We start from the raw sequence: 24528 nt of genomic DNA on the forward strand, positions 1-24528 counted from the left end.
GTCTCCTCGAATATGATGCCGAATATGATGGATCGTCATGATGCACCTGAAAGACCATGCAGAACAAACATGAAAATTAGCGATATCGACGCTTTTGCAGCGGTCGTGCGCTGCCAGACCCTGAGCCAGGCCGCGGCCGAGCTCGGGATGACGCAGCCCGCGATCACGCGGCGCATCCAGAATCTCGAGGAAGCGCTCGGCGTGACACTGCTCGACCGCAACACGAAGCCGCCGCGCCCGACCGACATCGGCCGGCAGGTGTTCGAACAGTGTCGCGCGATCCTGCGCGAGGTCGACGCGCTGCGCGAACTGACGGCCGGCCAGCAGCCGCCAGCCGGCGAATTCCGGATCGGGCTCACGCAGGGGCTCGGCGAGCTGATGCTGCCGGCGCTCATCGGCGATCTCGCCGCGCAATGGCCCGCGCTCGCGACGCAGGTCACGACCGCATGGGGCGGCCTGCTCGTCGAACGCATCGCCCGCCGCGAACTCGATGCGGCGCTCGTCTTCCTTGCCCGCGAAATGGTGCTGCCGGCGCAGGTCGAAGGCGTTCGGCTGCTGGACACGCGGCTCGTCGCGGTCGGCCGCAAGGGCGACTGGCCGCGCCGCAGCTACCGGCTCGCCGATTGCCATGCGCGCGGCTGGGTGCTCAATCCGGACGGCTGCGGTTTTCGTGCGGGCCTGCGGCGCGCGCTCGACGCGCAGGGTCTGCCGATGCCGGTCACGCTCGACGCGTACGGCCGCGACCTGCAACTGCAGAGCGTTGCCAACGGCTTCGGCCTCGGGCTGATGCCGCTGCCGCTCGTCGAAGGCAGCCCGCTGCGCGACGCGCTCGACATCGTGCCGCTCGCCGATTTCAAGCCGCAGATCGATCTGTGGCTGCTGCGCCGGCACGATGCGGCCCGTTTCGACGCGCCGCTCGCGGCCATCGCCGCGCATGCGCGCGCCGCGTTCGCGCTGCCGGAGCGATCGCACGACAAGGCCGCTTGACCTGACTGTAGCGGCCGTCGTGGCCACGGCGGCCGCGCGGCGCCTGCGGCGCGCCACGCCGTTGCCGTGCCCGGCAACCCGGCCCGGCTCACGCATCATGTCGACCGCGTTCGCCCCCGTTGCGTGACGCTGCGTCCGCCGCCGCGTGCGTCTGCCCGCGCGGCGCCGCATCGAGCACCGCCCGCCCCGCCGCCACCGCGATCGCATCGTCCTGCGGCGTATGCACGCGGCTGCACAGCACGTCGCGATAGTGGCGCTCCAGCGGATTGGTGCGGCTCAACCCGTGATTGCCCGACAGCTTCAGCGCCTGCTCGACCGTCCGGATCGCCTGCTCGGTCACGGTGCGCTTGACGAGACCGCTGGTCGTCACCGACGGCGCGTTGCCGGCGTCGGTGCGCGCGATGTGATCGTCGAGCAGCACCCGGTTCGTGTGCAGCCAGCCCTCGATTTCGCCGACCGCCTCCTGCACGCGCGGCAGCGTCGCGAGCGGTGCGCCGAGCCCGCTCGGCGCACGCGTCGTCGCGAATTCGACCAGCCAGTCGCGCGATGCGCGCGCCACCGCGTCGTACAGGCTGCCGAGCAGCGCGACCATCCACGCCTGCTGATCGGCCTGCGCGTCGGCATCCGCATGGGTGGCGGCCGACACGACCCATGCGTCCGGCGCGCGCACGTCGACCGCATATTCGGCCGGCAGCGGCACGTCGTCGAACACGACTTCATGGCTGCCCGATGCGCGCAGGCCGAGGTGATTCCAGCTTTCGATCACGCGGATGCGCTCGCCGTCAGCCTCCGGGTCGCGCGGCACGAGAAACACGCCGACGCGCGGCGCCGGTTCGTCGGTGCGCGCCCACACGGCCAGCCAGCGCAGCGCCGGAATGCCGGTGCTGTAGAGCTTGTGGCCCGACAGCCGCCAGCCGTCGCCGTCGCGGCGCGCGATGGTTGCCGGCAGCCCACCGCGCGACGGCGAACCGAGCGCCGGCTCGACGCGCAGCGCGTTGATCAGCGCGCCGTGCGCGACCGCGCTGTCGAACACCGCGCGCCGCACCTGCGCCGGCCAGCGGTTGTCGGCGCGGCCGAGCGCGCGATGCTGCAGATACGTCATCGTCAGCACCAGCGCGGTGGCGGGATCGGCCCGCGCGACGGCCGCGACGATCCGGCTCGCCTGCGCGAGCGTCGCCCCGGCGCCGCCATGCTCGCGCGGCACGACCTGCGCGATCAGCCCGGCACGATGCAGCCGCGCGAAGTTCTCGTGCGGAAAGCGGCCGTCGACGTCGTTGCGGGCCGCATCGGCGGCGAGTTCGGGGGCGAGGCGCTCGAGCAGCGCGGCGAGGCGCGCGTCGTTCGTCTCGTCGGCGTCTGCAACGTCAGCGGTGCCGGCCGCATCGGCGGACAGGAGGCGCAGCGAAGGTTGCGGTGACGGCGAGGAAGCGGCAAGGCTGGCGGACATCGAAACGGATTCCCTGGGTAGGTCGAACACGGCGGCGAAATGGCGACAAAGGCGGCAAACGCGGCACCCACGCGCGCCCGATCATTCACGAGCCCACAGCGTATGCGCAACGCATGCGCCCCCAAACCATGCAAATCTGATATTCAAATCGGGATTGATTATTTCCATTCCGCATGATCGCGGCGTTAACCTGCGCTCCATTCCCGCCCGGCCGTGCGCCGGGACATCCCTGCACCGGAGACCCAGATGAGCGTCGAATTCATCGGCATGATCCAGAGCCAGAAACAGTCGGAAATCCACCCGGCGTCCGGCCCCGTGGTCGATCCCGACTATGTGCGCGACTTTGCCCGCGCCCACGAAACGGCCGGCTTCGACCGGATCCTCGTGCCGCATCACTCGACCGGCCCGTCGGCGACGCTGACGATCGCGTTCGCGGCGGCCGCGACCGAGCGCATCCACTTCATGCTCGCGCATCGCCCGGGCTTCACCGCGCCGACGCTCGCCGCGCGGCAGATCGCGACGCTCGACCAGTTCAGCCGCGGCCGGCTCGCCGTGCACTTCATCTCCGGCGGCTCGGACAGCGAGCAGCAGCGCGACGGCGATTTCCTCGATCACGACGCGCGCTATGCGCGCACCGACGAATACCTGGGCATCCTGCGGCGGATCTGGACGGAACCGCAGCCGTTCGATCACGACGGCGCGCACTACCGGTTCAAGCAGGGTTTCTCGGAAGTGAAGCCGTTCCAGCAGCCGCATGTGCCGATCTACTTCGGCGGCGCGTCGGACGCGGCGCTCGCGGTGGCCGGCAAGCACGCGGACGTCTACGCGCTGTGGGGCGAATCGCTCGACCAGGTGCGCGACCTGACGACGCGCGTGCGCGCCGAAGCCGCGAAGCATGGCCGCCAGGTGCGCTTCTCCGTGTCGTTCCGCCCGATCCTCGCGGCGACCGAGGACGAAGCATGGGCGCGTGCGCACCGCATCCTCGACGAAACGCGCCGGCTGCGCGAAGCGGCCGGGCTCGGCGCCGGCGGCCCGCAGCAGAGCGAAGGCGCGCGCCGCCTGCTCGCCGCGGCCGAGCGCGGCTCGCGCGTCGACAAGCGGCTGTGGACCGAGATCGCGAAGCTCACCGGCGCGCGCTCGAATTCGACGGCGCTCGTCGGCACGCCCGAACAGGTCGCCGACGCGCTGCTCGACTACTACGACCTCGGCGTGACGACGTTCCTGATCCGCGGCTTCGATCCGCTGGAAGACGCGATCGACTACGGCCGCGAACTGATTCCGCGCGTGCGCGGCGCCGTCGCCGCACGCGACGCGGCCCGCCGCGCCGCCTGAGCCCACGGAACCATACGGAGCCCTACGCCACCATGTCCGCCGTCCTTTCGTCGCCCGACCGTACCGCATCCGGCCTCGTGCTCGCCGATACCCCGCGCCAGCATTTCTGGTTCGATCCGCCCGTGCCGCGCATCGACGTCGCCGCCGAGCGCCGCCACCGGCAGGAGCGGCTCGCGGCCGCGTTCCGCCTGTTCGCGCGCTTCGGCTTCGCGTCGGGCCTCGCCGGCCACATCACCGCGCGCGATCCGGAACTGCCCGATCATTTCTGGGTGAACCCGCTCGGCGTGCATTTCTCGCAGATCAAGGTCTCCGACCTCCTGCTCGTCAACGCGCGCGGCGAAACCGCGATCGGCCAACGGCCGCTGAACAAGGCCGCGTTCGCGATCCATGCGGCGATCCACGAAGCCCATCCGCACGTCGTCGCCGCTGCGCACACGCATTCGACCTACGGCAAGGCCTGGTCGACGCTCGGCCGCCCGCTTGATCCGCTCACGCAGGACGCGTGCGTGTTCTATGAAGACCACGCGCTGTTCGACGACTTCACGGGGATGGTCGTCGACACCAGCGAAGGCGCGCGAATCGCCGATGCGCTCGCGAAGCCGGACGGCACCACGCACAAGGGCGTGATCCTGAAGAACCACGGCATCCTGACGGCCGGCCCGACGGTCGAGGCCGCCGCGTGGTGGTACATCGCGCTCGACAACGTCGCGCACACGCAGTTGTTGGCCGAGGCGGCCGGCACGCCGCAGCCGATCGATCACGCGACCGCGCGCCATACGCACGGCCAGATCGGCGGCCCCGACGGTGCGCTGCATGCGTTCGACAGCCTGTTCGCGCGCGTCGTCGCCGACGAACCCGATCTGCTCGACTGAGCCACCCTTGCGCCACCCCGGAGACCACACAATGACCCACACCACCGCACCCGCGCCCGCCGACACGCACGACGACCAACGCCGCCGGCTGCTGCGCGCGGCCGGCGCCGCCGCGCTCGCCGTCCCTGCGATCACGCTCGGCCGCAAGGCGTGGTCCGCGCCGCCGCTGAAGAAACTCACGTTCGCGTGGAACCAGAACGCGTTCTGCCTGACGCCGATCGTCGTCGCGCAGGAGCGCGGCTTCTTCGAGAAAAACGGGCTGCAGGTCGAGCTGGTCAACTACAGCGGCTCGACCGATCAACTGCTCGAATCGATCGCGACCGGCAAGGCCGATGCGGCGGTCGGGATGATCCACCGCTGGCTGAAGCCGCTCGAAGCCGGCTTCGACGTGAAGATCATCGGCAGTTCGCACGGCGGCTGCGTGCGCCTGCTCGGCGCGAAGGCGGCCGGCGTCACGACGCTGCAGGCGCTGAAGGGCAAGACGGTCGGCGTCAGCGATCTCGCCGCGCCCGGCAAGCACTTTTTCTCGATCCTGCTCGCGAAGAACGGCGTCGATCCGGAGCGCGACATCACGTGGCGGCAGTATCCGGCCGACCTGCTCGGCGTCGCGGTCGACAAGGGCGAGATCCACGCGATCGCCGACGGCGACCCGAATCTGTATCTGCTCGAAAAGCGCAGCAACGGCGCGTACACCGAACTCGCGACCAACCTGTCCGGCGAATACGCGCGCAAGGTGTGCTGCGTGATCGGCGCGCGCGGCGACCTCGTGCGCAACGACCGGCCGTCGGCCGCCGCGCTCGCGCGCTCGATCGTGCAGGCCACCGAGTACACGCACGACAACCCGAACGAAGCCGCGAAGGTGTTCGCGAAGTATTCGCCGAAGATCAGCCCCGAGGATCTGCGCAAGCTGTATGCGACGCTCACCTACACGCATCACCCGACCAATGTCGACCTGCAGCAGGAAATCGCGTTCTATGCGGACGATTTCCGCCGCATCAGCGTGCTGAAGAAGAGCACGGACCCGCAGCGCTTCGCGCAGCAGGTCTATGCGAACGTACTGGGGTAACGCGATGTCGACGATCGAACACGCTTCCGCCGCACGCACCGCATCGGCTCCGGCCGGCGCCGCCGCCAACGCTCCAGCTTCCGCACGCCCGGCCTGCACGACGTGCGAAGCCACGCTGGCCGCGGAGGCGCGGCGCGAGCGCATCTGGCCGACCGGGATCGCCGCCGCATTCGCATGGGCCGCGCTCGGCGCACTGACGCAACTGTGGCCGAACCGGATCGTCGGCTTCAGCGACTGGGCGTACACCGACACGTTCGGCACGGCCGCGTGGACGATCGCCGCGCTGCTGCTCGTCGCCGCGACGCTCGGCCATCGGGTTGCGGCGACCCGCACGCGGCTCGCGCGGGTACGGCCGGCCGGCCCGTGGCTCGTCGCGCTGCCGCTCGTGCTCGCCGCGTGGGAAATCGTCACCGCCAAAACCGGCTGGCTGCCGACGCCGTTCTTCGCGCCGCCGCAGGCGCTGATCGAGGTCTACGTCGACGACTGGCCGCGCCTCGCCGGCAGCGCCGCCAACACGCTGAAGCTGCTCGCGCTCGGCTTCGCGTACGGCGTCACGGTCGGCTTCGCGGTCGGCGTGTCGATCGGCTGGTCGCGGCGGATCGGCTACTGGGTGCATCCGGTGCTGCGCGTGCTCGGGCCGGTGCCGGCCACCGCGCTGCTGCCGCTCACGTTCTACTTCTTCCCGTCGAGCTATTCGGCCGCCGCGTTCCTGATCGCGCTGGCGACGGGCTTCCCGGTTGCCGTGCTGACGTGGTCCGGTGTCGCGAGCGTGAACAAGCAGTACTACGACGTCGCACGCACGCTCGGCGCGAACGCACGCTTCCTCGTGCTGCGCGTCGCGATTCCGGCCGCGCTGCCGCACGTGTTCGTCGGCATCTTCATGGGGCTGAGCGCGTCGTTCACGGTGCTGGTCGTCGCCGAGATGATCGGCGTCAAGTCGGGGCTCGGCTGGTATTTGAGCTGGGCGCAGGGCTGGGCGTCGTACGTGAACATGTATGCGGCGCTGATCGTGATGGCGCTGCTGTTTTCCGGGCTGATCGCGCTGCTGTTCGCGGTGCGCGACCGTGTACTCGCCTGGCAGAAAGGAACCGTCAAATGGTAAGCGCCGCCGTACTCGAACCGTCCGCGGCCACTGCCGCGGCGCCCGCCGTCACGCCGCCGCGCGGCGCGCGCATCGACATCCGCCGCGTGAGCCATGCGTTCGACGGCCCCGGCGGCGCGCTGCCGGTGCTCGACGACGTGTCGCTGTCGGTCGCGGCCGGCGAATTCGTCGCACTGCTCGGCCCGAGCGGCTGCGGAAAATCGACGCTGCTGCGCCTCGTCGCGGGGCTCGACGCCGCGCGGCAAGGCACCATCGCGCAGGATGGCGTGCCGATCGAGCGCCCCGATCCGTCGCGCATCGTCGTGTTCCAGGACCCGACGCTGTACCCGTGGCGGCGCGTGCGCGCGAACGTCGCGCTCGGCCTCGAAGCACGCGGCGTGGCGCGTACCGCGCAGCATCGCGTCGACGATGCGCTCGCGCGCGTCGGGCTGCAGGAGTTCGCGAACGTGTTTCCGCATCAGTTGTCCGGCGGGATGGCGCAGCGCGTCGCGCTCGCCCGCGCGCTCGTCAACGATCCGCGCCTGCTGATCCTCGACGAGCCGCTCGGCAAGCTCGATTCGCTGACGCGGCTCACGATGCAGGCCGAGTTGACCGCGCTGTGGCAACGCGACGGTTTCTCCGCGCTGCTCGTCACGCACGACGTGGAAGAAGCGCTGTTCCTCGCGCAGCGCGTGATCGTGTTCGGGCCGCGCCCGGCAACGATCGTCGCCGAACTGCGCGTCGACCTGCCCTACCCGCGCCATCGCGGCGACCCGCGCCTCGCCGAATTGCGGCACGACGCGCTGCGGTATCTCGGGCTCGATGCGAGCTGGTAGATGCCGGATGCCGTTCGACGTTTGACCGCGATCCGCCGGGGACGCGCGCGATGAACGCGCCGCCGTTCGCCGACTGGGCCATCGCGTTCCTGCAACTGCTGTATCGCGCGCAAATCGCGTTGGCGCGTGGGCTGCACGCGATCGGCCTGACCGGCGACGCCGACGGCCAGGCCGCGTGGCCGTGGGCGCATCGCATCGCGCTCGAAACGCTGCGCATCGATGCCGGGCTCACGCGGCAGCTCGCGCTCGCCTGTGGCGCGACGGCGCTGGCCGTCGTGCTCGCGTGCACCGCGCTGGCTTCGCGCAAGCGGCGTGTCGTGCTGGCCATCGCCGCGCTGGCCGTCGCGTGGTTCGCGCCGTGGCCGCCCGCTGCGCTGTGGCTCGCGCCGGCCGTGCCGACCAGCTTTCAGCGCGATCCCGCGCCGTTTTCCGTATCGAACGTGATGCGCGGCGCGCACCTGTACACGCAACATTGCGCGGCCTGCCACGGCGCGGACGGACGCGGCGAAGGGCCGCTCGCGGCCACGCTCGCGCACTGGCCGCCGACCTTCGCCGGCGCGCTGCTCGCGCGTCGCCTCGACGGCGAACTGTTCTGGCGCGTGCGCCACGGCACGCAGGACGAGCACGGCGCGCCGACGATGCCCGGCTTCGCGGCAACACTCGGCCCGCAGGACACCTGGGCCGTGCTCGACTACCTGAAAGCGCTGGCCGCCGGCAGCGGCGCGCAGGCGGAAGGCGCGTGGCCGGTGCCGGTCCCGCTGCCGGCCCTCGACGTGCGGTGCGGCGACGCCGCACCTCAGGCGCTCGAGCACTGGCGCGAAGGCCAGCACGTGCGCGTCGTCGCGCTCGCGCCGGGCGCGACGCCGCCGCCGGAAGACGCGCGCTGGCAGACCTTGCTCGTCACCGAACGCGGCGCGCCCGTGCCGCCGTCAACCGCCGCGCGTGCGAACTGCGTCGCGACGACCGCCGATGCGTGGCGCGCGTTCGCGACGATTGCCGGCGTCGCGCCCGATGCGCTCGGCGGCACGCAACTGCTTGCGGATCGACGCGGCTGGCTGCGCGCGCGTGCGTTGCCGGGCAGCGCCGGCTGGTCGGATGCCGACCTGCTGTGCCGCTCGGATACGGCGGCTGTCCGGCCGTCCACGCGGGCCGCCCGCGGCGACGCACTGACCGCACTGCTGCTGCGCGTCGATCGGGAACCCGTGCGCGACGTACAGGCCGGCCTCCCGCATTGAATCCCTGAACCCTTCCCTCAACCGAACTTCACGATGAATCCGACCCGACGCCACTTCCTCGCCCAGGCGAGCGCCCTTGCCACGATCGCCGCCGCCCCCGCCGTCGTGCGCGCGCAATCGGGCGCACGCCCGTTGCTGCGCGCCGGCGACCAGAAAGGCGGGCTGCGCGCACTGCTCGAAGCGGCCGGCGAACTGAACGGCCTCGCGTACGACATCGCGTGGACCGAATTTCCGGCCGCCGCGCCGCTCGCCGAAGCGCTGAACGCGGCCGCCGTCGACTGCGGGCCGATCGGCGACGCGCCGGTGATCTTCGCGCTCGCATCTGGCGCCCGCATCAAGGTGATCGGCGCGAACCGTTCCGATCCGTACGGCACGGCCGTGCTCGTGCAGCCCGACGCCACGCTGAAAGGCGCAGCCGACCTGAAGGGCAAGCGCATCGGCACCACGCGCGGCTCGATCGGCCATTTCGTCACGCTGAAGGCGCTCGACGCGGCCGGCCTGCCGCCCGATGCCGTGTCGTTCCGCTTCCTGCCGCCGGCCGACACGATGCTGGCGCTCGCCACCGGTTCGATCGACGCATGGGCGACCTGGGAGCCCTATACCGCGCTCGCCGAAACGAGCGGCCGTGCGCGCGTGCTGGTCAACGGCCGCGGGCTGTGGTCGGGCCTCAGCTATCTGGCGGCGACCGACGCGGCGATCGCATCGAAACGCGACGTGCTGCACGATTTCCTGCGACGCGTCGTGCGCGCGCAGGCCTGGTCGTACCGGCACGTCGACGCGTATTCGGCGGCGCTCGCGCGCATCATCGGCATTCCGCCGGCCGCCGCGAAGCTGCAATTCGAGCGCCGCGGCACGCGCTGGCTGCCGATCGACGCGACGGTGATCGCCGAACAGCAGCGCACGGCCGACTTCTACCTGAAGGCCGGGCTGCTGCGCCAGCCGCTCGACGTACGCACGACCTTCGACACGGGCTTCCCGCTCGCTTGACCGGCGCGTGGCGGCGCGCGGCCGCCCAAACGGCTCAGGCATGATCTGGCACAATCGCGCTTCGACCATCCCGCCTCCAGCCAGCGTCATGCCAGCCATCACCGAACTCTTCGCCTACCCGATCAAATCCTGCGCCGGCATCGCGCTGACGCGCGCGCAACTGCTGGAAACGGGCCTCGCGTACGACCGCCACTGGCTGATCACCGATCCACACGGGCAGATGCTCACGCAGCGCACGCACCCGCGCCTCGCGCTGATTCGCCCGACGCTCGACGGCGATGCACTCGTGCTGAACGCGCCGGGCATGCCGGAAATCCGCACGCCGCTCGATGGCGACGCGACGGCCGCCACGCCGAAGATGGCCGCGACCGTGTGGCGCGACACCGTCGACGCGATCGACACCGGCGCCGACACGGCAGCGTGGCTCACCGAATTCCTCGGCGCGCCGACGAAGCTCGCGCGTTTCGGCCCCGACGCGCGCCGCAGCTGCAACCGCAAATGGACCGGCGAGATCGATACGCATACGCAGTTCGCGGACGGCTATCCGCTGCTGGTGATCGGCCAGTCGTCGCTCGACGACCTGAACGCGCGGCTCGCCGCGAAAGGCGCGCCGGCGATTCCGATGAACCGCTTCCGGCCGAACATCGTCGTGTCGGATCTCGATGCGTACGAAGAGGATTTCGTCGAGCATCTCGACGTCGACGGCGATACGCCGGTGCGGCTGCGGCTCGTGAAGCTGTGCACGCGCTGCCCGATGCCGACGATCGACCAGGCCACCGGCGCGCCCGATCCGGCATGGCCGCACGAGCCGACCGACACGATGCAGACCTATCGCGCGAACCCGAACTACGACGGCGCGCTGACGTTCGGCATCAATGCGATCGTCGTCGCAGGCGCCGGCGCGTGGCTCGAAGTCGGCCAGCCGGTCGAAGCGGAGATCGGCTTCGGCGATTGAGCCGGAGCCGGACAGCGCCGCCCGGCCCCTTCCCGCGCCGTCTCGTCGCGCGCCATCACGCGGCGCGCGCCATCGCATCACTCGCCGCCGCCGGCAGCCGGATCGTCACGACGAGGCCGCCGCCGGCCGCATCGGTCAGCGTCACGCTGCCCTGATGCACGCGCGCGATTTCCCTCACGATCGACAACCCGAGCCCCGTCCCTTCGACCGTCTGCGTCTTGCTGCCGCGATGGAAGCGCTCGAACACCGCATCGCGTTCGTCGGCCGGAATGCCCGGCCCGTTGTCGATCACGTCGAGCCGCGCCTGTTCGCCGTCGCGCGAGATACGCACCGTGATCACCGCATGGTCGCCCGCATAACGGATCGCGTTGTCGATCAGGTTGCCGATCATCTCGCCGAGCAAGTCGGATTGCCCGAGCACGTCGACGTCGGCCTCGTGCTCGAAGCCGAGATCGATGTCGCGCGCGCGGGCGACGGGCGACCAGTCGAGCGTCACGCTGCGGGCAAGCCGGTGCAGCGCGACCGGCTTGTGCGCAACCGCATGACCGCTGTCCGAATCGAGCCGCGACAGCGACAGCAGTTGCTGGACGATCTTCGCGGCCTGCCGCACCGCGCCGTTCGCGCGCCGCAGGTGCACGTTCGCGCGCGGCTGCTCGTCCGGCCGTAGCGCGAGTTCGACGCCCGCCTGGACGGCCGCGAGCGGCGTCTTCAACTGATGGGCCGCATCGGCGAAGAAGCGCCGCCGCGCCACCTGCATCCGCTGCGTGCGGCCGATGTACTGGTTGATCGAATCGACGAGCGGCGCGAGTTCGCTCGGCATCGCGCCCGTGTCGAGCGGCGTCGTGTCGTCCTCGCTGCGCGCGGCGACGGTGGCCGACAGCCGGTTCAGCGGCCGCAGCCCGCGGCCGACGCCGAGCCACACGATCCCGAGCGCCAGCACGACGAGCAGCCCTTCCTGCAACAGCGACCCGATCAGGATCTCGCGCGCGAGCGCCTGGCGCGCCTCGATCGTCTCGCCGACCATCACCCATACGATGCGCGACTGCGCGGTCGGCACGTCGTGCACCGGGATGCGCAGCGCCGCCATCCGCAACTGTTCGCCGCGATACACGACGTCGTAGTAACGCGTGACGAACAACGCGCCGTCGCCCGCGTCGCGGCCCTGCGGCAGCGGCAGGTCCGGATAGCCGGTGATCGTGTGGCCGTTGTCCTCGCGGATCAGGTAGTAGATCTTGCCGCCGTCGCTCGATTCGAGCATTTCGAGCGCGAGATACGGCAGGTCGACCTCGATCTCGCCGTCGTTGAGCCGCACGCCTTCGCGGATCGACTTCAGCGACGACGACAGCGTGCGGTCGAATGCGACGTGCGCGGCGCTCATCGCACGCTGGTACGTGAGCCACGAGTCGAGCGCGAGCAGGCCCAGCAGCGGCAGCAGCAGCCACAGCGCGACCTGCGCGCGCAGGTTCGGGCGGGTCATCCTTCCGCCTTCGCTTCGAGCAGATAGCCGAGCCCGCGCAGCGTGACGATCGCGACGCCCGTGTTCTCCAGCTTCTTGCGCAGCCGGTACACGTAGATCTCGATCGCGTCCGCGTTGACCGACTCGTCGAGCCCGAAGATCTTCTCCGACAGCGTGTCCTTGTTGATCGCGCGGCCGTTGCGCAGGATCAGCACCTCGAGCACCGAGCGCTCGCGCGGCGTGAGCGACAGCGGCTCGCCCGCCAGATGGAAGCTGCGGTCGATACTGTCGTACGAAAGCGGCCCGCACTCGACGCGCGAATGCTCGTGCCCGAGGCTGCGCCGGATCAGCGCGCGGGCGCGCGCCTCCAGTTCGGTCAGCTCGAACGGCTTCGCGAGATAGTCGTCGGCGCCGAGATCGAGCCCCTTCACGCGGTCCTCGACCGACCCGTGCGCGGTGAGGATCAGCACCGGCACCGGGTTGCGGCGCGCGCGCAGCCGTCGCAGCACCTCGAGCCCGTCCAGTTTCGGCAGCCCGAGGTCCAGAATCACCAGCGCGTAATCCTGCGTGCGCAGCACGTGGTCCGCCGCCTCGCCGTCGGCCATGTGATCGACCGCGAAGCGCGCGGCGCTCAGCGCATCGTTCAGCGACTGGGCCAGGTTCGGGTTGTCTTCGACGAGCAGCACACGCATGGGGATTCCGGTAAGGTCAGCGACAGCCCGCTACATTACATGATCCTTTCCGTCTCCACGCCTCGCGCAAACACGGGTTGCGCGGGTGTCGCGAAGCCGCCGCGCGCGATGCCGGCGGCAGCCGCTCAGCGCTCGGCAGCCGGCCGGTTGCGCGCCACGATGCGCGCGTCGCCGGTCACGCGCCGCTCGCGGAAACCGGCCACCACCGCGACGAACGCGACGCTCGCGCCGACCGTGACGACGATCATCGGATGCGCGGTGCCGTCCGACAGCCATGCCAGCACGCCACCGCACGCGGCCGTGATCGCCATCTGGATAAAGAAGAACAGCCCCGACGCCGTGCCGGCGATCTTCGTGTACGGCTGCATCACCGCGAACTGGCAGGCCGGAATCGCGATGCCGACCGCGATCATCACGACGAACATCGGTGCGACGAGCGCCGTCACCGAAGCCGGCGCGAGCGCGCCGCCGACCCACAGCACGGCGGCGCCGACCAGATTGACGGCCGCCGCCACCGCGATGACCGAATCGGCCGTCCGGCGCGTACTGGTCCGCGCGAACGCACTCGACCCGATCAGGTAGCCGAGCACGGTCACGCCGAAGATCGCCGCATAGACCGGGCCGGACACGCCGATGTGCCGCTGGAACAGCGTCGACGATTCCGCGATGAACGGATAGTAGGTGCAGTAAGCGAAGCTGATCGCGAGCGAATAGCGCAGGAACCGCCGCTCGCGCAGCAGGCCGGCGTAGGTCCGCAGCAGCCCGGCGCCGGCTGCCGGCCGCGTCTCGCGCTCGCGGGTCTCGGGCAGGTAGCGCAGCACCATCGCGGTCGCGACCAGCCCGCCCGCCGCCAGCCAGCCGAACACGCCGCGCCAGCCGAGCCACTCGGCAATCGCGCTGCCGGCCAGCGGCGCGACCACCGGCGACAGCGCCATGCCCGCCGAAATATGGCCGAGCATCGTGGCCTGCGTCGCGGCCGGAAAGCGTTCGCGCACGATCACGCGGCCGATCACGGTGCCGCTGCAGCCGCCCAGCGCCTGGAACACGCGCGCGGCGATCAGCGCCGGGATGCTGGTCGACCATGCGCAGGCGACGCTCGCGACGACGTACACGCACAGGCCGCCGAGCAGCACCGGCCGTCGGCCGTAGCGGTCGGACAGCGGCCCCGACACCAACATCGACAGCGCATAGCCGACCATGTACAGGGTCAGCGTGAGTTGCAGCTGCGCGTCGGTGCCGTGTAGCGCATCCGCCATCGCGGGCAGCGACGGCAGGTACGCGTCGATCGTGATGCGCGGCAAGCACACGACGAGCATCAACAGGAACAGCCAGCCCCGGCGGGGTAATGAACGCGTCTTCATGCGGTAAGTCCGGATCGGCCGGATGAGTGGGGTCGACAGCAATCTAAGGCGAAAGTGATATAAGCTGAAGGACCATTAAATCGACTGTTGACTGGACCACTATGCCGCGAGGCAAAGCCGCGATTCCGCTGGACCTGCCGCGCCCTGCCGGGCTGTCGGGCGGCAGCCCGCACTCGAAGCAGGAATGCATCGCCGATACGATTCGCGACGCGATCCTGAAACGCCTGCTGCCCGGCGACAGTCCGCTGCCATCCAGCCGGACGCTGGCCGCGCGCTGGGATGTCGCGCGCGGCACCGTCGAAGCGGCGTACGACATCCTGTGCGCCGAGGGCTACATCGCCCGCACGCAAGGCTCCGGCACACGCGTGTGCGCGGTGGTGCCGGACAGCTATCTGCGCGCGGCCGCGCGGTCGCGAGACGGCAGCCCGCTCCCCGCCACCATCGCGCCCCCGGCGCCCACCACCCCGGCCGAGCCCGAGCACGGCGTGCGTCCGGGCGTCCCGTTCGTCGCGCGGCTCGCCGACCCCGGCCTGCTGCCGATCCAGCAATGGAAGAAGGCGCTCGGCGCCAGCCTGCTCGCCGCGACGGCGGACGATCTCGGCGCGACACCGGCACTGGGCGTCGAAAGCCTGCGCGCCGAGATCGCCGCGTACCTGCGGGAATACCGCGGCATCCCGTGCGAGGCCGGCGACATCGTCATCACGACCGGCATCCGCCACGCGATCGACCTCGTCGCACGCACGCTGCTCGCGCCCGGCTCGACGGTGCTGATGGAGGACCCCGGCTATGCGTCGGCGTGGCAGATCTTCACGATCGCGGGCGCGACCGTGATCGACGTGCCGGTCGATCGGGAAGGCATCGACACCGTATCGCTGAATCGCCATCCCGATGCGCGCGCCGCCTACGTGACGCCGGCCCATCAGGCGCCGCTCGGCGTCACGATGTCGGTCTCGCGCCGGCTCGAACTGCTCGACTGGGCGCAGCGCAACCGCACGTGGATCATCGAGGACGACTACGACGGCGAATTCAGCTACCACACCGCCCCGCTGCCCGCGCTGAAATCGCTCGACGCGTGCGACCGCGTGATCTATTGCGGGTCGTTCAACAAGACGCTGTTTTCCGGGCTGCGCATCGGCTTCATGGTGGTGCCGGCGGCGCTGCGGCCGGCGCTGTCCGCCGTGTGGCACGCGACCGCACGCTCGGTCGGCGTCGCGCCGCAACTGGCGCTGGCCCGCTTCATCGGTCAAGGCGATTTCGCGAAGCACCTGCGCGCCGCCCGCCACGCGTACCGCCAGCGGCGCGACATCGTGCTCGACCAGCTGGAGAAACATGCCGGCGGCCGCTACTCGGTGACCGGCGAGCACGCGGGCTTTCATTTCGTGCTGTGGCTGCCGCCCGGCATCGACGACGCAACGTATGTCGCGCAAGCCCGCGCGGCCGGCGTCGAGCTGCAACCGGTCCGCGGCTTCTGTCGAAGCGCCCGCCGCGAAGCGGGCGTCGTCGTGGGCTATGCCGCGCTGACGGCCGCCCACGCGCGGCATGGCGGCCGCCTCCTCGGCCAACTGCTGGCCACTTCCGCGTAGCCCGCGACCCCGCGTCGCCCCGCCTCTCAAGCCCTGCCGCGCGCCGCGAAACCCGCGGCCGGCGCCGCGTCGACCTCGGGAAATCCATGACACGAACGGCGCGATTGCGAACCGGAATGAAAGCAGGCTGAAAGTGCCCCGCAATTAACATCCGCGTCACTCGAACAAAACCCACGCATCACTGGAGGAAGACATGCCGTTTGCACCGAAGCAACTCGCCGCCGCGCTGGCGATCGTTCTGGGCACTGCCGCCGGCAGCGCCGCCGCGCAGGTTCCGGCCGGCTACCCGGGGAACTACCAGGGCGTGATCGACGCCGCGAAGAAGGAAGGCAAGCTGATCGTCTACTCGACGACCGACACGGGCCTCGTGCGTCCGCTGATCAAGGACTTCGAAAGCCTGTACGGCGTGAAGGTCGAGTACAACGACATGAACAGCACCGAGTTGTACAACCGCTACATCAGCGAGAACGCGGCGAGCAGCACCAGCGCCGACGTGCTGTGGAGCTCGGCGATGGACCTGCAGGTCAAGCTCGTCAACGACGGCCTGATGGCGTCCTACGATTCGCCCGAAAGCCCGAACGTGCCGCAATGGGCGCAGTACCAGAAGCAGGCGTACGGCACGACGTTCGAGCCGCTCGCGATCGTCTACAACAAGCGGCTGATCCCCGAGAACGAAGTGCCGACGACGCGCGCCGACCTGATCAAGCTGCTCACCACGCAGGCCGACAAGTTCAAGGGCAAGGTCACGACGTACGACATCGAGAAATCGGGCGTCGGCTTCAACTATCTGACCCAGGACGCGCACGTGAACGAGAAGGTCACGTGGGAACTCGTCAAGGCGATCGGCGCGACCGGCCCGAAGCTGCAGTCGAGCACGGGCGCGATGATGGAGCGCATCTCGTCGGGCGAGAACCTGATCGGCTACAACATCATCGGTTCGTATGCCTACGCAAAGGCGAAGAAGGACAAGTCGATCGGCTACGTGTTTCCGAAGGACTACACGCAGGTCGTGAGCCGTCTCGCCACAGTGTCGAAGAAGGCGAAGAACCCGAACGCCGCGAAGCTGTGGGTCGACTACCTGCTGTCCAAGCGCGGCCAGACGCTGATCGCGAACCAGGCGAACCTGTACGCGATCCGCGCGGACGTGACCGGCGAAACGTCGGCGGCGAGCCTCACGAAGGAACTCGGCGATTCGCTGAAGCCGATCCAGATCGGCACCGGCCTGCTGGTCTATCTCGACCAGTCGAAGCGCCTCGCGTTCCTGAAGCAATGGCAGCAGGCGATCAAGCGCTGATGCGCTGAGCCGCTGACCTCGGGCCGCCCGCCGCACCGCGCGCGGGCGGCCCCTTCCCCTTACCGACTTCCTTGAGGCGGCCATCCGGATGGCCGCAGGGGCGAACTCATGCTTTCAACCAGCACACGCGGCACGGCACCGGCCGTTCCGCCCGCCACCGGCCCGCGCGACGCGATTCCCGCACTGCCGGTCAGCAGCCTGCAGCCGCTCGCCGGCATGCTGCGCTGGATCGTCGTCGCGGTCCTGACCGTCGCGGTCGCGCTGCCGCTCGGCTTCATCCTGTTCCAGAGCCTGCTGTCCGCGCCGTTCTTCGACGCGAACAAGACGCTCGGCATCGAAGGCTTCCGTTTCATCTTCAGCGATCCCGACTTCTGGTCGGCCGTGAAGAATTCGTTCATCATCGCCGGCGGGATGCTGTTCATCTCGATCCCGCTCGGCGGCATCCTCGCGTTCCTGATGGTGCGCACCGACCTGCCCGGCCGCCGCTGGCTCGAACCGCTGCTGCTCACGCCGGTGTTCGTGTCGCCGATGGTGCTCGCGTTCGGCTACGTGGTCGCGGCCGGCCCGGTCGGCTTCTACTCGGTGTGGTTCAAGGAACTCTTCGGGGTACAGAACATACCCTGGAACGTGTATTCGATCTTCGCGATCACGGTGATCGTGGGCCTCACGCACGTGCCGCACGTGTACCTGTATTCGTCGGCCGCGCTGCGCAACCTCGGCTCGGACGTCGAGGAAGCCGCGCGCGTGACCGGCGCCCGCCCGTTCCGCGTCGCGCTCGACGTGAGCCTGCCGATGACGATGCCCGCGCTGCTGTTCGCCGGCGTGCTGGTGTTCTTCCTCGGTTTCGAGGTGTTCGGGCTGCCGCTCGTGCTCGGCGATCCGGAAGGCCACCTCGTGCTCGCGACCTACCTGTACAAGCTGACCAACAAGCTCGGCGTGCCGTCGTATCACCTGATGGCCGCAGTCGCCGTGTGCATCGTCGCGATCACGTTCCCGCTCGTGCTGCTGCAGCGCCGCCTGCTGAAGACCGCGAGCCGCTTCGTCACCGTGAAGGGCAAGGCCGGCCGCGCGACCGTGCTGCCGCTCGGCGTGTGGCGCTGGGTCGCGCTCGCGATCGTCGCGCTGTGGCTGATGCTGACCGTGATCGTGCCGATCTCGGGCATCGTGCTGCGTGCGTTCGTGACCAACTGGGGCGAAGGTGTCGCGCTCGCCGAAGTACTGACGCTGTCGAACTTCATCGAACTGTTCGAGCAGGACAACCTGGTGCGCGCGATCGTCAACACGCTCGGCATCGGCGTGATCGGCGGCGCGCTCGCGATCGGCTTCTACTCGCTCGTCGCGTTCGCCGGCCACCGCCGCCCCGACTGGGCGACCAAGCTGCTCGACTACCTCGTGCTGCTGCCGCGCGCGGTGCCGGGTCTCCTCGCCGGTCTCGCGTTCCTGTGGATCTTCCTGTTCGTGCCCGGCCTTCGTGAGCTGAAGAACTCGATGTGGAGCATCTGGATCGCGTACACGGTCGTGTGGCTCGCGTACGGGATGCGGCTCATCCAGAGCGCGCTGCTGCAGGTCGGCCCGGAACTCGAGGAAGCCGGCCGCAGCGTCGGCGCGACGCGCAGCCGCGTGTCGCTCGACGTGACGCTGCCGCTCGTGCGCTTCGGCCTGCTCGCCGCGTGGCTGCTGATCTTCATGATCTTCGAGCGCGAATACTCGACCGCCGTCTACCTGCTGTCGCCCGGCACCGAAGTGATCGGCGCGCTGCTCGTGTCGCTGTGGGCGACCGGCGCCGTCGACCAGGTCGCGGCGCTCTCTGTCATCAACATCGCGATGGTCGGCGCCGGTCTCGGCGTGGCCCTGCGCTTCGGAGTGAAACTTCATGGATAAGCTCATCGTCGACGATCTGCACCTCAGCTACGGCGCCAACCCGATCCTCAAGGGCGTGTCGTTCGAACTGAAGGCCGGCGAAGTCGTGTGCCTGCTCGGCGCGTCGGGCAGCGGCAAGACCACGCTGCTGCGTGCGGTGGCCGGCCTCGAACAGCCGTCGGACGGCCGCATCCAGCTCGACGAGCGCGTGTTCTTCGACGGTGCTCGGCGCGTCGACCTGCCGGTCGAACAACGCTCGCTCGGCCTCGTGTTCCAGTCGTACGCGCTGTGGCCGCACCGTACCGTCGCCGACAACGTCGGCTACGGCCTCAAGCTGCGCCGCGTCGCACCGGCCGAACAGAAGCACCGCGTGCAGACCGCGCTCGACCAGCTCGGCCTCGGCCATCTCGCGGAACGCTTTCCGCATCAGCTGTCGGGCGGCCAGCAGCAGCGCGTCGCGATTGCCCGCGCGCTCGTCTACAACCCGCCGGTAATCCTGCTCGACGAACCGCTGTCGAACCTCGACGCGAAGCTGCGCGAGGAAGCGCGTGCGTGGCTGCGCGAGCTGATCGTGTCGCTCGGGCTGTCGGCCCTGTGCGTGACGCACGACCAGACCGAAGCGATGGCGATGTCCGACCGCATCCTGCTGCTACGCAATGGCCGCATCGAGCAGGAAGGCACACCGGCCGAGCTGTACGGCGCGCCGCGCTCGCTGTACACCGCCGAATTCATGGGCAGCAACAACCGGATCGACGCGCGCGTCGCCGCGATCGACGGCGAATGCGTGACGCTCGCCGGCGACGGCTGGGAGCTGCAGGCGCTTGCCCGCGACACGCTCGCGCCGGGCCAGGATGCGCAGGCCGTGATCCGTCTCGAACGCGTGCAGGTCACCGATGGCCCGGGCGCGAACCGCCTGCAGGCCGACCTCGTCACGTCGATGTATCTCGGCGATCGCTGGGAGTACCTGTTCCATTGCGGCGAGATGCGCCTGCGTGCGTTCGGCCATGTACCGCGCGCGGCCGGCAAGCACTGGATCGAATTCCCGACCAACGACTGCTGGGCGTTCGCGAAAGCGGGCTGACCCGAACGCGGCGGCCAGCGTGCCGCCGCCTGTTCTCCACGCCGCCGCCTTCCTGCCCGGCGGACGCTTCCCGGCGTCCGCCGCGGGCGATTGCGCGGTTGCGCGCCGTATCCGTTTCACCCAACCCACAAGAACCAAGGAGACACCGTCAATGAAGTCACGCGCAGAACGTTCGATTCGAACAGTAGTCCTCACCGGTTCAGCCGCGGCCGCCTGCCTCGCCGCGCCGGCCGCGCACGCGCAGTCGTCGGTCACGATGTACGGGATCATGGACGCCGGTATCGAATTCACGAACCATGCGGCGCCGCAAGGCGGCAATTCGGTCAAGCTGAAGTCGGGTAACAAGAACACGTCGCGCTGGGGCCTGCGCGGCGTCGAGGATCTCGGCGGCGGGCTGAAGGCCGTGTTCCGGCTCGAAAGCGGAATCGACCTCGCGAACGGCGCGTCCGACGACGGCCCCGACTCGATCTTCGCGCGCCGCGCGACGGTCGGCCTGAAAGGGAAATGGGGCGAGCTGTCGCTCGGCCGCAACTTCACCGTCACTTACGATTACATGCTGCCGTTCGATCCGATGGGTTACGCGCAGAACTACTCGTGGGCGACCTCGTCGATGGCAACCGGCGGCCGCAAGGACGGCCTGTTCACGCGCTCGTCGAACGCGGTGCGCTACGACGGCGAATTCAGCGGCTTCAAGTTCGGCGCGCTGTACGGGTTCGGCAACGTGCCGGGCAGCATGAAGACCAGCTCGAAATACGATTTCGCGGTGGGCTACGAGACGGGGCCATTCGCGGCGGTCGTCACGTTCGACCGGCAGAACGGCGCGGCCGACAGCGTCACGCCGGCCGATACAGTCAACTACATTCAGGGCATCCACGCGGGCTTGAGCTACGACTTCGGCAACCTGAAGACGATGGCCGGATACCGCAATTACAAGCGCACGTTCCACACCACGGCGGCGAACCAGTTGAGCGACATGTATTGGCTCGGCGGGTCGTACCAGTTCACGCCGACGTTCTCGCTGATCGCGGCCGTCTATCACCAGAACATCAAGGGCGGCACGGATGCCGATCCGACGCTGGTGTCGGTGCGCGCGCAGTACGCGCTGTCGAAGCGCACGGTGCTGTATGCCGCCGGGGCGTTCGCGATCGCGAAACACGACCAGAAGGTCGGCGTGTCGCGCGATTTCAACGGGTATGGCACCACGCAGGTCGGGGTGACGGCGGGGATTCAGCAGCGGTTTTGACGCTGACGTGACGAGCGGCAGCGGTTGATCGGCCGCCCCGCTGCTTTCACGCTACGCGCGGCGGCATGACGGCGAACGTCCGAACGCTGCCGCGCAACTCGACGCTCACGCCGCATCCGGCCCGCTGCCTGGCGATGCGCTGCTCACTCGCCACGCATCGTGAACACCAACCGCACGACGCTGCTCGCATCGCCCCAATGTTCACCGACCGCCGATAGCGGCACCGTGCGCGTGTCGATCGTGAGGCCTGCATCCCCGGCCGCCTCGAACACGCCGCGCACCGACGCCAGCAAGCGCGGCAACGGCACGCTGCCCAAGCCGCTGCCCATCAGCTCGATCGCGGTCGCGCGCAGCACGGCGCCCGGCAACAGCACGTCCGCGCCGCTGATCGAGCCGATCTCCACGAAACGCACCCGCCGTCCGCCGGGGGTCGCCTTCGCGGCGGCAACCAGCAGCGTCTGCGCGCTGGCGCCCCACAGATAATCGAGCACGACGTCCACGCCCGCGCGGAAATGCGGCTCGAGCGCCCGCGCCAGATGCACGTCGTCCTGCTGCAGCGACACCACCGCGTCCGCGCCGGCACTCAGCAACGCCTGCAGCGCGGCCGCGTTACGGCCTGTCGCGATCACCTTCGCCGCGCCGAGATGCTTCGCGATCCGCACTGCGAGCCGCCCCGACGTCCCCGTTGCGCCGTTGACGAGCACCGTCTCGCCCGCAACGAACCTCGCGCGTTCGGTCAGCGCCGCCCACGACGACATCCCCGGAATCGCGATCGCCGCCGCCGTGACATCGTCGAGCGCGTCCGGCAGCGGCACGCACTGCGTATCGGGCGCGATCGTACGTTCGGCCATCGCGCCGAACGGCGCGGGCGCACCGAAGAAGTAGACGCGCCGACCATCGTCGAGACGGCCCACGCCGTCGACACCGACGACGAACGGATAACCGCCAACGGATGAATAATGCGTCCCCGCCGCACGCCCCTGCGCGATGCGGCTCAGCGCGGACGCCGTCACGTCGATCAGGCTGTGGCCCGGCATTGCGCTCGGCGGTTCGAACTCCGTATAGATCGGACGTTGTCCAGCGCCTTCAACGACTGCTGCTTTCATGGTGATTCCTTCAATTCTGGAGGGGTGGACCTTTATCGGGCATCGAGCCATGCGCGCAGCGCGGGATCGCGTACTTCCAGCACGTCGAACAGGCCGAGCGCACGCAGCGCGGGCAATGCGTCGATCGCATCGGCCTCCGCGCGCGCCCTCTCGGCCGGCGCGGCGTTCGGGTCGATCAATACGCGCGCATTGACCAGAAACGCGCCGACGGTCCCCTTGCGGATCGTCGTTCCGCCGGCATCGACTTGGTTGGCATGGTCGGGAAGCATCTGTTCGGCTCGCATCGCGTCTTACTCCGGTTGTCATCGATGGACGCAGTGTAGGCGTGCGAAACCGGCCGATCTCCGGTATAATAGCCATTCGATACCGATATCCGGCCATGTCCGATCCGCTCCTGCCAGCCCGCTTCGTCACGTCCGACGACGGCCCGTTCGTGGTCGCCGCCGTCCTGTCGCAACGCGATCCGCGTATCACCGCGCCGCATTCCCATGCGCGCGGCCAGCTCGTCGGCGCGCTGAGCGGGCTGGTGACGATCGGCCTCGACGATCAGGAGTGGGTCGTGCCGGCGATCCATGCGATCTGGATTCCGCCGCATTGCCGGCATTCGCTGCGCTCGTTCGGGCCGATCGCCGGCTGGTCGGCGTTCATCGCCGAAGCCCGCTGCGCGACGCTGCCGGCCACGCCGCGCGCGATCCGCACGACGCCGCTGCTGCGCGAAGCCGTGCAGCGTGCGGCAAGCTGGGGCGATGCCGATCTGGATGCCGCGCAGACCCGGATCGCCGACGTGATCCTCGATGAAATCGCGGCGTCGGAAGCTGAAGCGCTGGGGCTGGTCCGGCCGCGGGACCCGCGGCTCGTGAAGATCACCGATGCGCTGGCCGCGGATCTCGCGAACGACCGCCGGCTCGAGGAATGGGCCGAATGGGCCGGCATCGGCGCACGGACGATGAGCCGCCGCTTCGTCGCCGAGACGGGGCTGACGTTCGCGCAGTGGCGTCAGCAGGCCAGGCTGCTGCGGGCGCTGGAGCGCATTGCCGACGGCGTGCCGGTGACGACGATCGCGCTCGATCTCGGATACGACAACGTGAGCGCGTTCATCGACATGTTCCGGCGTGCGCTGGGCACGACGCCGGGGAAATATATGGAGGCGGGAAGCCCGGTACAGCGATAGGTGAGGCCATGCTCGGGCATGACGCCGCACGGCGAAAAGCCGGCGGTCGGCACGGGGAAAACCGCCCGGCGCCGCATCAATACGTGCCGTCGCCCTGCTTCACGGCGTCGTCGCCCTTCCGTTTGAACTGTGCGGCGAGCCGCTCCGCGCTCCGTGCCAGCAGCGTCGTATCGACACCGACCGCGACGAACAACGCGCCCGCTTCCAGATAGCGCCGCGCGGCCGCTTCATCCGCGCTCAGGATGCCCGGCGCCTTGCCGGCCGCCTTGATCGCGCGGATCGCGCCATCGATCGCGGCCTGCACGTCCGGGTGCTCCGGATGGCCGAGATAGCCGAGATCGGCCGCAAGATCAGCCGGCCCGATGAACACGCCATCGACGCCGTCGACCCGCGCAATCGCATCGATCGCCTCCAGCCCCGCGCGCGTCTCGACCTGCACGAGCACGGCCATCTCGTCGTTCGCGCGATGCAGATACTCGCCGACGCGATTCCACCGCGATGCGCGCGCCAGCGCACTGCCGACACCGCGAATCCCGTGCGGCGGGTAACGGGTCGCCGCCACCGCCGCGCGCGCTTCGTCCGCGCTCTGCACCATCGGCACGAGCAGCGTCTGCGCGCCGAGATCGAGCACCTGCTTGACGATCACCGGATCGTTCCACGGCACGCGCACGACCGGATGCGACGGATACGGCGCGATCGCCTGCAGTTGCGCGAGGATCGTCGGCACCGTGTTCGGCGCATGTTCGCCGTCGATCAGCAGCCAGTCGAAACCGGCGCCCGCGACCACTTCGGCGCTGTACGGATTCGCGAGGCCGAGCCACAAGCCAATCTGCGCGTCGCCGCGCGCGAGCGCGGCCTTGAAGACATTCGACGGAATCTGCAT

At 69.6% G+C, this 24528-nt stretch carries 22 protein-coding genes; 15 read left to right on the top strand and 7 right to left on the bottom strand.

Annotation, left to right across the window (positions count from 1 at the left end; all coding sequences use genetic code 11):
• Positions 1-12: 12 nt before the first annotated feature.
• Positions 13-987, top strand: coding sequence for a LysR family transcriptional regulator (locus BLS50_RS19265; protein ID WP_176934258.1), 975 nt, complete (start codon positions 13-15; stop codon positions 985-987).
• A gap of 88 nt (positions 988-1075) precedes the next feature.
• On the opposite strand, the gene BLS50_RS19270 is transcribed toward BLS50_RS19265, so the two are convergent.
• Positions 1076-2434: an acyl-CoA dehydrogenase family protein gene (locus tag BLS50_RS19270; protein ID WP_074803505.1), complete on the bottom strand. Its 1359-nt coding sequence runs from the start codon at positions 2432-2434 to the stop codon at positions 1076-1078.
• 246 nt (positions 2435-2680) lie between these two features.
• On the opposite strand from BLS50_RS19270, the gene BLS50_RS19275 reads away from it, so the two are divergent.
• The 8 genes from BLS50_RS19275 to BLS50_RS19310 all read left to right on the top strand — a co-directional run bounded on the left by BLS50_RS19275 (position 2681) and on the right by BLS50_RS19310 (position 10798).
• Positions 2681-3766: an LLM class flavin-dependent oxidoreductase gene (locus tag BLS50_RS19275; protein ID WP_023476895.1), complete on the top strand. Its 1086-nt coding sequence runs from the start codon at positions 2681-2683 to the stop codon at positions 3764-3766.
• Positions 3767-3798: 32 nt separating this feature from the next.
• The gene (locus BLS50_RS19280) at positions 3799-4638 is read left to right on the top strand and encodes a class II aldolase/adducin family protein (protein WP_074803506.1); all 840 of its coding nucleotides are present in this window, start codon (positions 3799-3801) and stop codon (positions 4636-4638) included.
• Positions 4639-4669: 31 nt separating this feature from the next.
• A complete protein-coding gene (locus tag BLS50_RS19285) occupies positions 4670-5704 on the top strand; it encodes an ABC transporter substrate-binding protein (protein ID WP_074803509.1) in 1035 nt (344 codons plus the stop codon).
• Positions 5705-5708: 4 nt separating this feature from the next.
• Positions 5709-6806 (top strand): ABC transporter permease, encoded by a 1098-nt coding sequence (locus BLS50_RS19290; RefSeq protein WP_074803511.1) that lies wholly within the window; start codon positions 5709-5711, stop codon positions 6804-6806.
• Positions 6800-7621 carry an ABC transporter ATP-binding protein gene (locus BLS50_RS19295; protein ID WP_074803513.1) on the top strand — a complete coding sequence of 274 codons (822 nt, stop codon included), beginning with the start codon at positions 6800-6802 and terminating at the stop codon, positions 7619-7621. The genes BLS50_RS19290 and BLS50_RS19295 overlap by 7 nt, the downstream gene beginning before the upstream one ends.
• Positions 7622-7671: 50 nt before the next feature.
• A complete protein-coding gene (locus tag BLS50_RS19300; RefSeq protein WP_074803515.1) occupies positions 7672-8856 on the top strand; it encodes a c-type cytochrome in 1185 nt (394 codons plus the stop codon).
• Between the two features lie 33 nt (positions 8857-8889).
• A complete protein-coding gene (locus BLS50_RS19305) occupies positions 8890-9843 on the top strand; it encodes an ABC transporter substrate-binding protein (RefSeq protein ID WP_074803518.1) in 954 nt (317 codons plus the stop codon).
• Between the two features lie 88 nt (positions 9844-9931).
• Positions 9932-10798 carry an MOSC domain-containing protein gene (locus BLS50_RS19310; RefSeq protein ID WP_074803520.1) on the top strand — a complete coding sequence of 289 codons (867 nt, stop codon included), beginning with the start codon at positions 9932-9934 and terminating at the stop codon, positions 10796-10798.
• Positions 10799-10853: 55 nt separating this feature from the next.
• On the opposite strand, the gene BLS50_RS19315 is transcribed toward BLS50_RS19310, so the two are convergent.
• From BLS50_RS19315 to BLS50_RS19325, 3 genes are all read right to left on the bottom strand, one after another.
• On the bottom strand, positions 10854-12275 hold the full coding sequence (locus BLS50_RS19315) for a sensor histidine kinase (protein WP_074803522.1): 1422 nt from the start codon (positions 12273-12275) through the stop codon (positions 10854-10856).
• Entirely contained in the window at positions 12272-12946 is a 675-nt protein-coding gene (locus BLS50_RS19320; protein ID WP_006479157.1) for a response regulator, read from the bottom strand. The genes BLS50_RS19315 and BLS50_RS19320 overlap by 4 nt, the downstream gene beginning before the upstream one ends.
• Positions 12947-13071: 125 nt before the next feature.
• Positions 13072-14307 carry a multidrug effflux MFS transporter gene (locus tag BLS50_RS19325; protein WP_069231052.1) on the bottom strand — a complete coding sequence of 412 codons (1236 nt, stop codon included), beginning with the start codon at positions 14305-14307 and terminating at the stop codon, positions 13072-13074.
• A gap of 101 nt (positions 14308-14408) precedes the next feature.
• Here BLS50_RS19325 and pdxR point away from each other — a divergent pair, with 101 nt between their 5' ends.
• The 5 genes from pdxR (at position 14409) to BLS50_RS19350 (ending at position 21368) form a co-directional block, all read left to right on the top strand.
• On the top strand, positions 14409-15890 hold the full coding sequence (gene pdxR, locus BLS50_RS19330; protein WP_069231051.1) for a MocR-like pyridoxine biosynthesis transcription factor PdxR: 1482 nt from the start codon (positions 14409-14411) through the stop codon (positions 15888-15890).
• Positions 15891-16083: 193 nt separating this feature from the next.
• On the top strand, positions 16084-17184 hold the full coding sequence (locus tag BLS50_RS19335) for an ABC transporter substrate-binding protein (protein ID WP_027811935.1): 1101 nt from the start codon (positions 16084-16086) through the stop codon (positions 17182-17184).
• A gap of 108 nt (positions 17185-17292) precedes the next feature.
• Entirely contained in the window at positions 17293-19065 is a 1773-nt protein-coding gene (locus BLS50_RS19340; RefSeq protein ID WP_069231050.1) for an ABC transporter permease, read from the top strand.
• Entirely contained in the window at positions 19058-20125 is a 1068-nt protein-coding gene (locus BLS50_RS19345) for an ABC transporter ATP-binding protein (protein WP_069231049.1), read from the top strand. The genes BLS50_RS19340 and BLS50_RS19345 overlap by 8 nt, the downstream gene beginning before the upstream one ends.
• A gap of 151 nt (positions 20126-20276) precedes the next feature.
• Positions 20277-21368: a porin gene (locus tag BLS50_RS19350; protein WP_069231048.1), complete on the top strand. Its 1092-nt coding sequence runs from the start codon at positions 20277-20279 to the stop codon at positions 21366-21368.
• A 143-nt stretch (positions 21369-21511) separates the two neighbouring features.
• On the opposite strand, the gene BLS50_RS19355 is transcribed toward BLS50_RS19350, so the two are convergent.
• Entirely contained in the window at positions 21512-22474 is a 963-nt protein-coding gene (locus tag BLS50_RS19355) for a quinone oxidoreductase family protein (RefSeq protein ID WP_074803524.1), read from the bottom strand.
• A 32-nt stretch (positions 22475-22506) separates the two neighbouring features.
• Positions 22507-22758: a hypothetical protein gene (locus BLS50_RS19360; protein WP_006494967.1), complete on the bottom strand. Its 252-nt coding sequence runs from the start codon at positions 22756-22758 to the stop codon at positions 22507-22509.
• A 95-nt stretch (positions 22759-22853) separates the two neighbouring features.
• Here BLS50_RS19360 and BLS50_RS19365 point away from each other — a divergent pair, with 95 nt between their 5' ends.
• Entirely contained in the window at positions 22854-23645 is a 792-nt protein-coding gene (locus tag BLS50_RS19365; protein ID WP_074803526.1) for an AraC family transcriptional regulator, read from the top strand.
• Between the two features lie 76 nt (positions 23646-23721).
• On the opposite strand, the gene hpaI is transcribed toward BLS50_RS19365, so the two are convergent.
• Complete coding sequence (hpaI, locus tag BLS50_RS19370; RefSeq protein WP_074803528.1) at positions 23722-24528, bottom strand: 4-hydroxy-2-oxoheptanedioate aldolase; 807 nt, start codon at positions 24526-24528, stop codon at positions 23722-23724.

The organism is Burkholderia orbicola (assembly GCF_900100915.1).
GTDB lineage: Bacteria > Pseudomonadota > Gammaproteobacteria > Burkholderiales > Burkholderiaceae > Burkholderia > Burkholderia orbicola.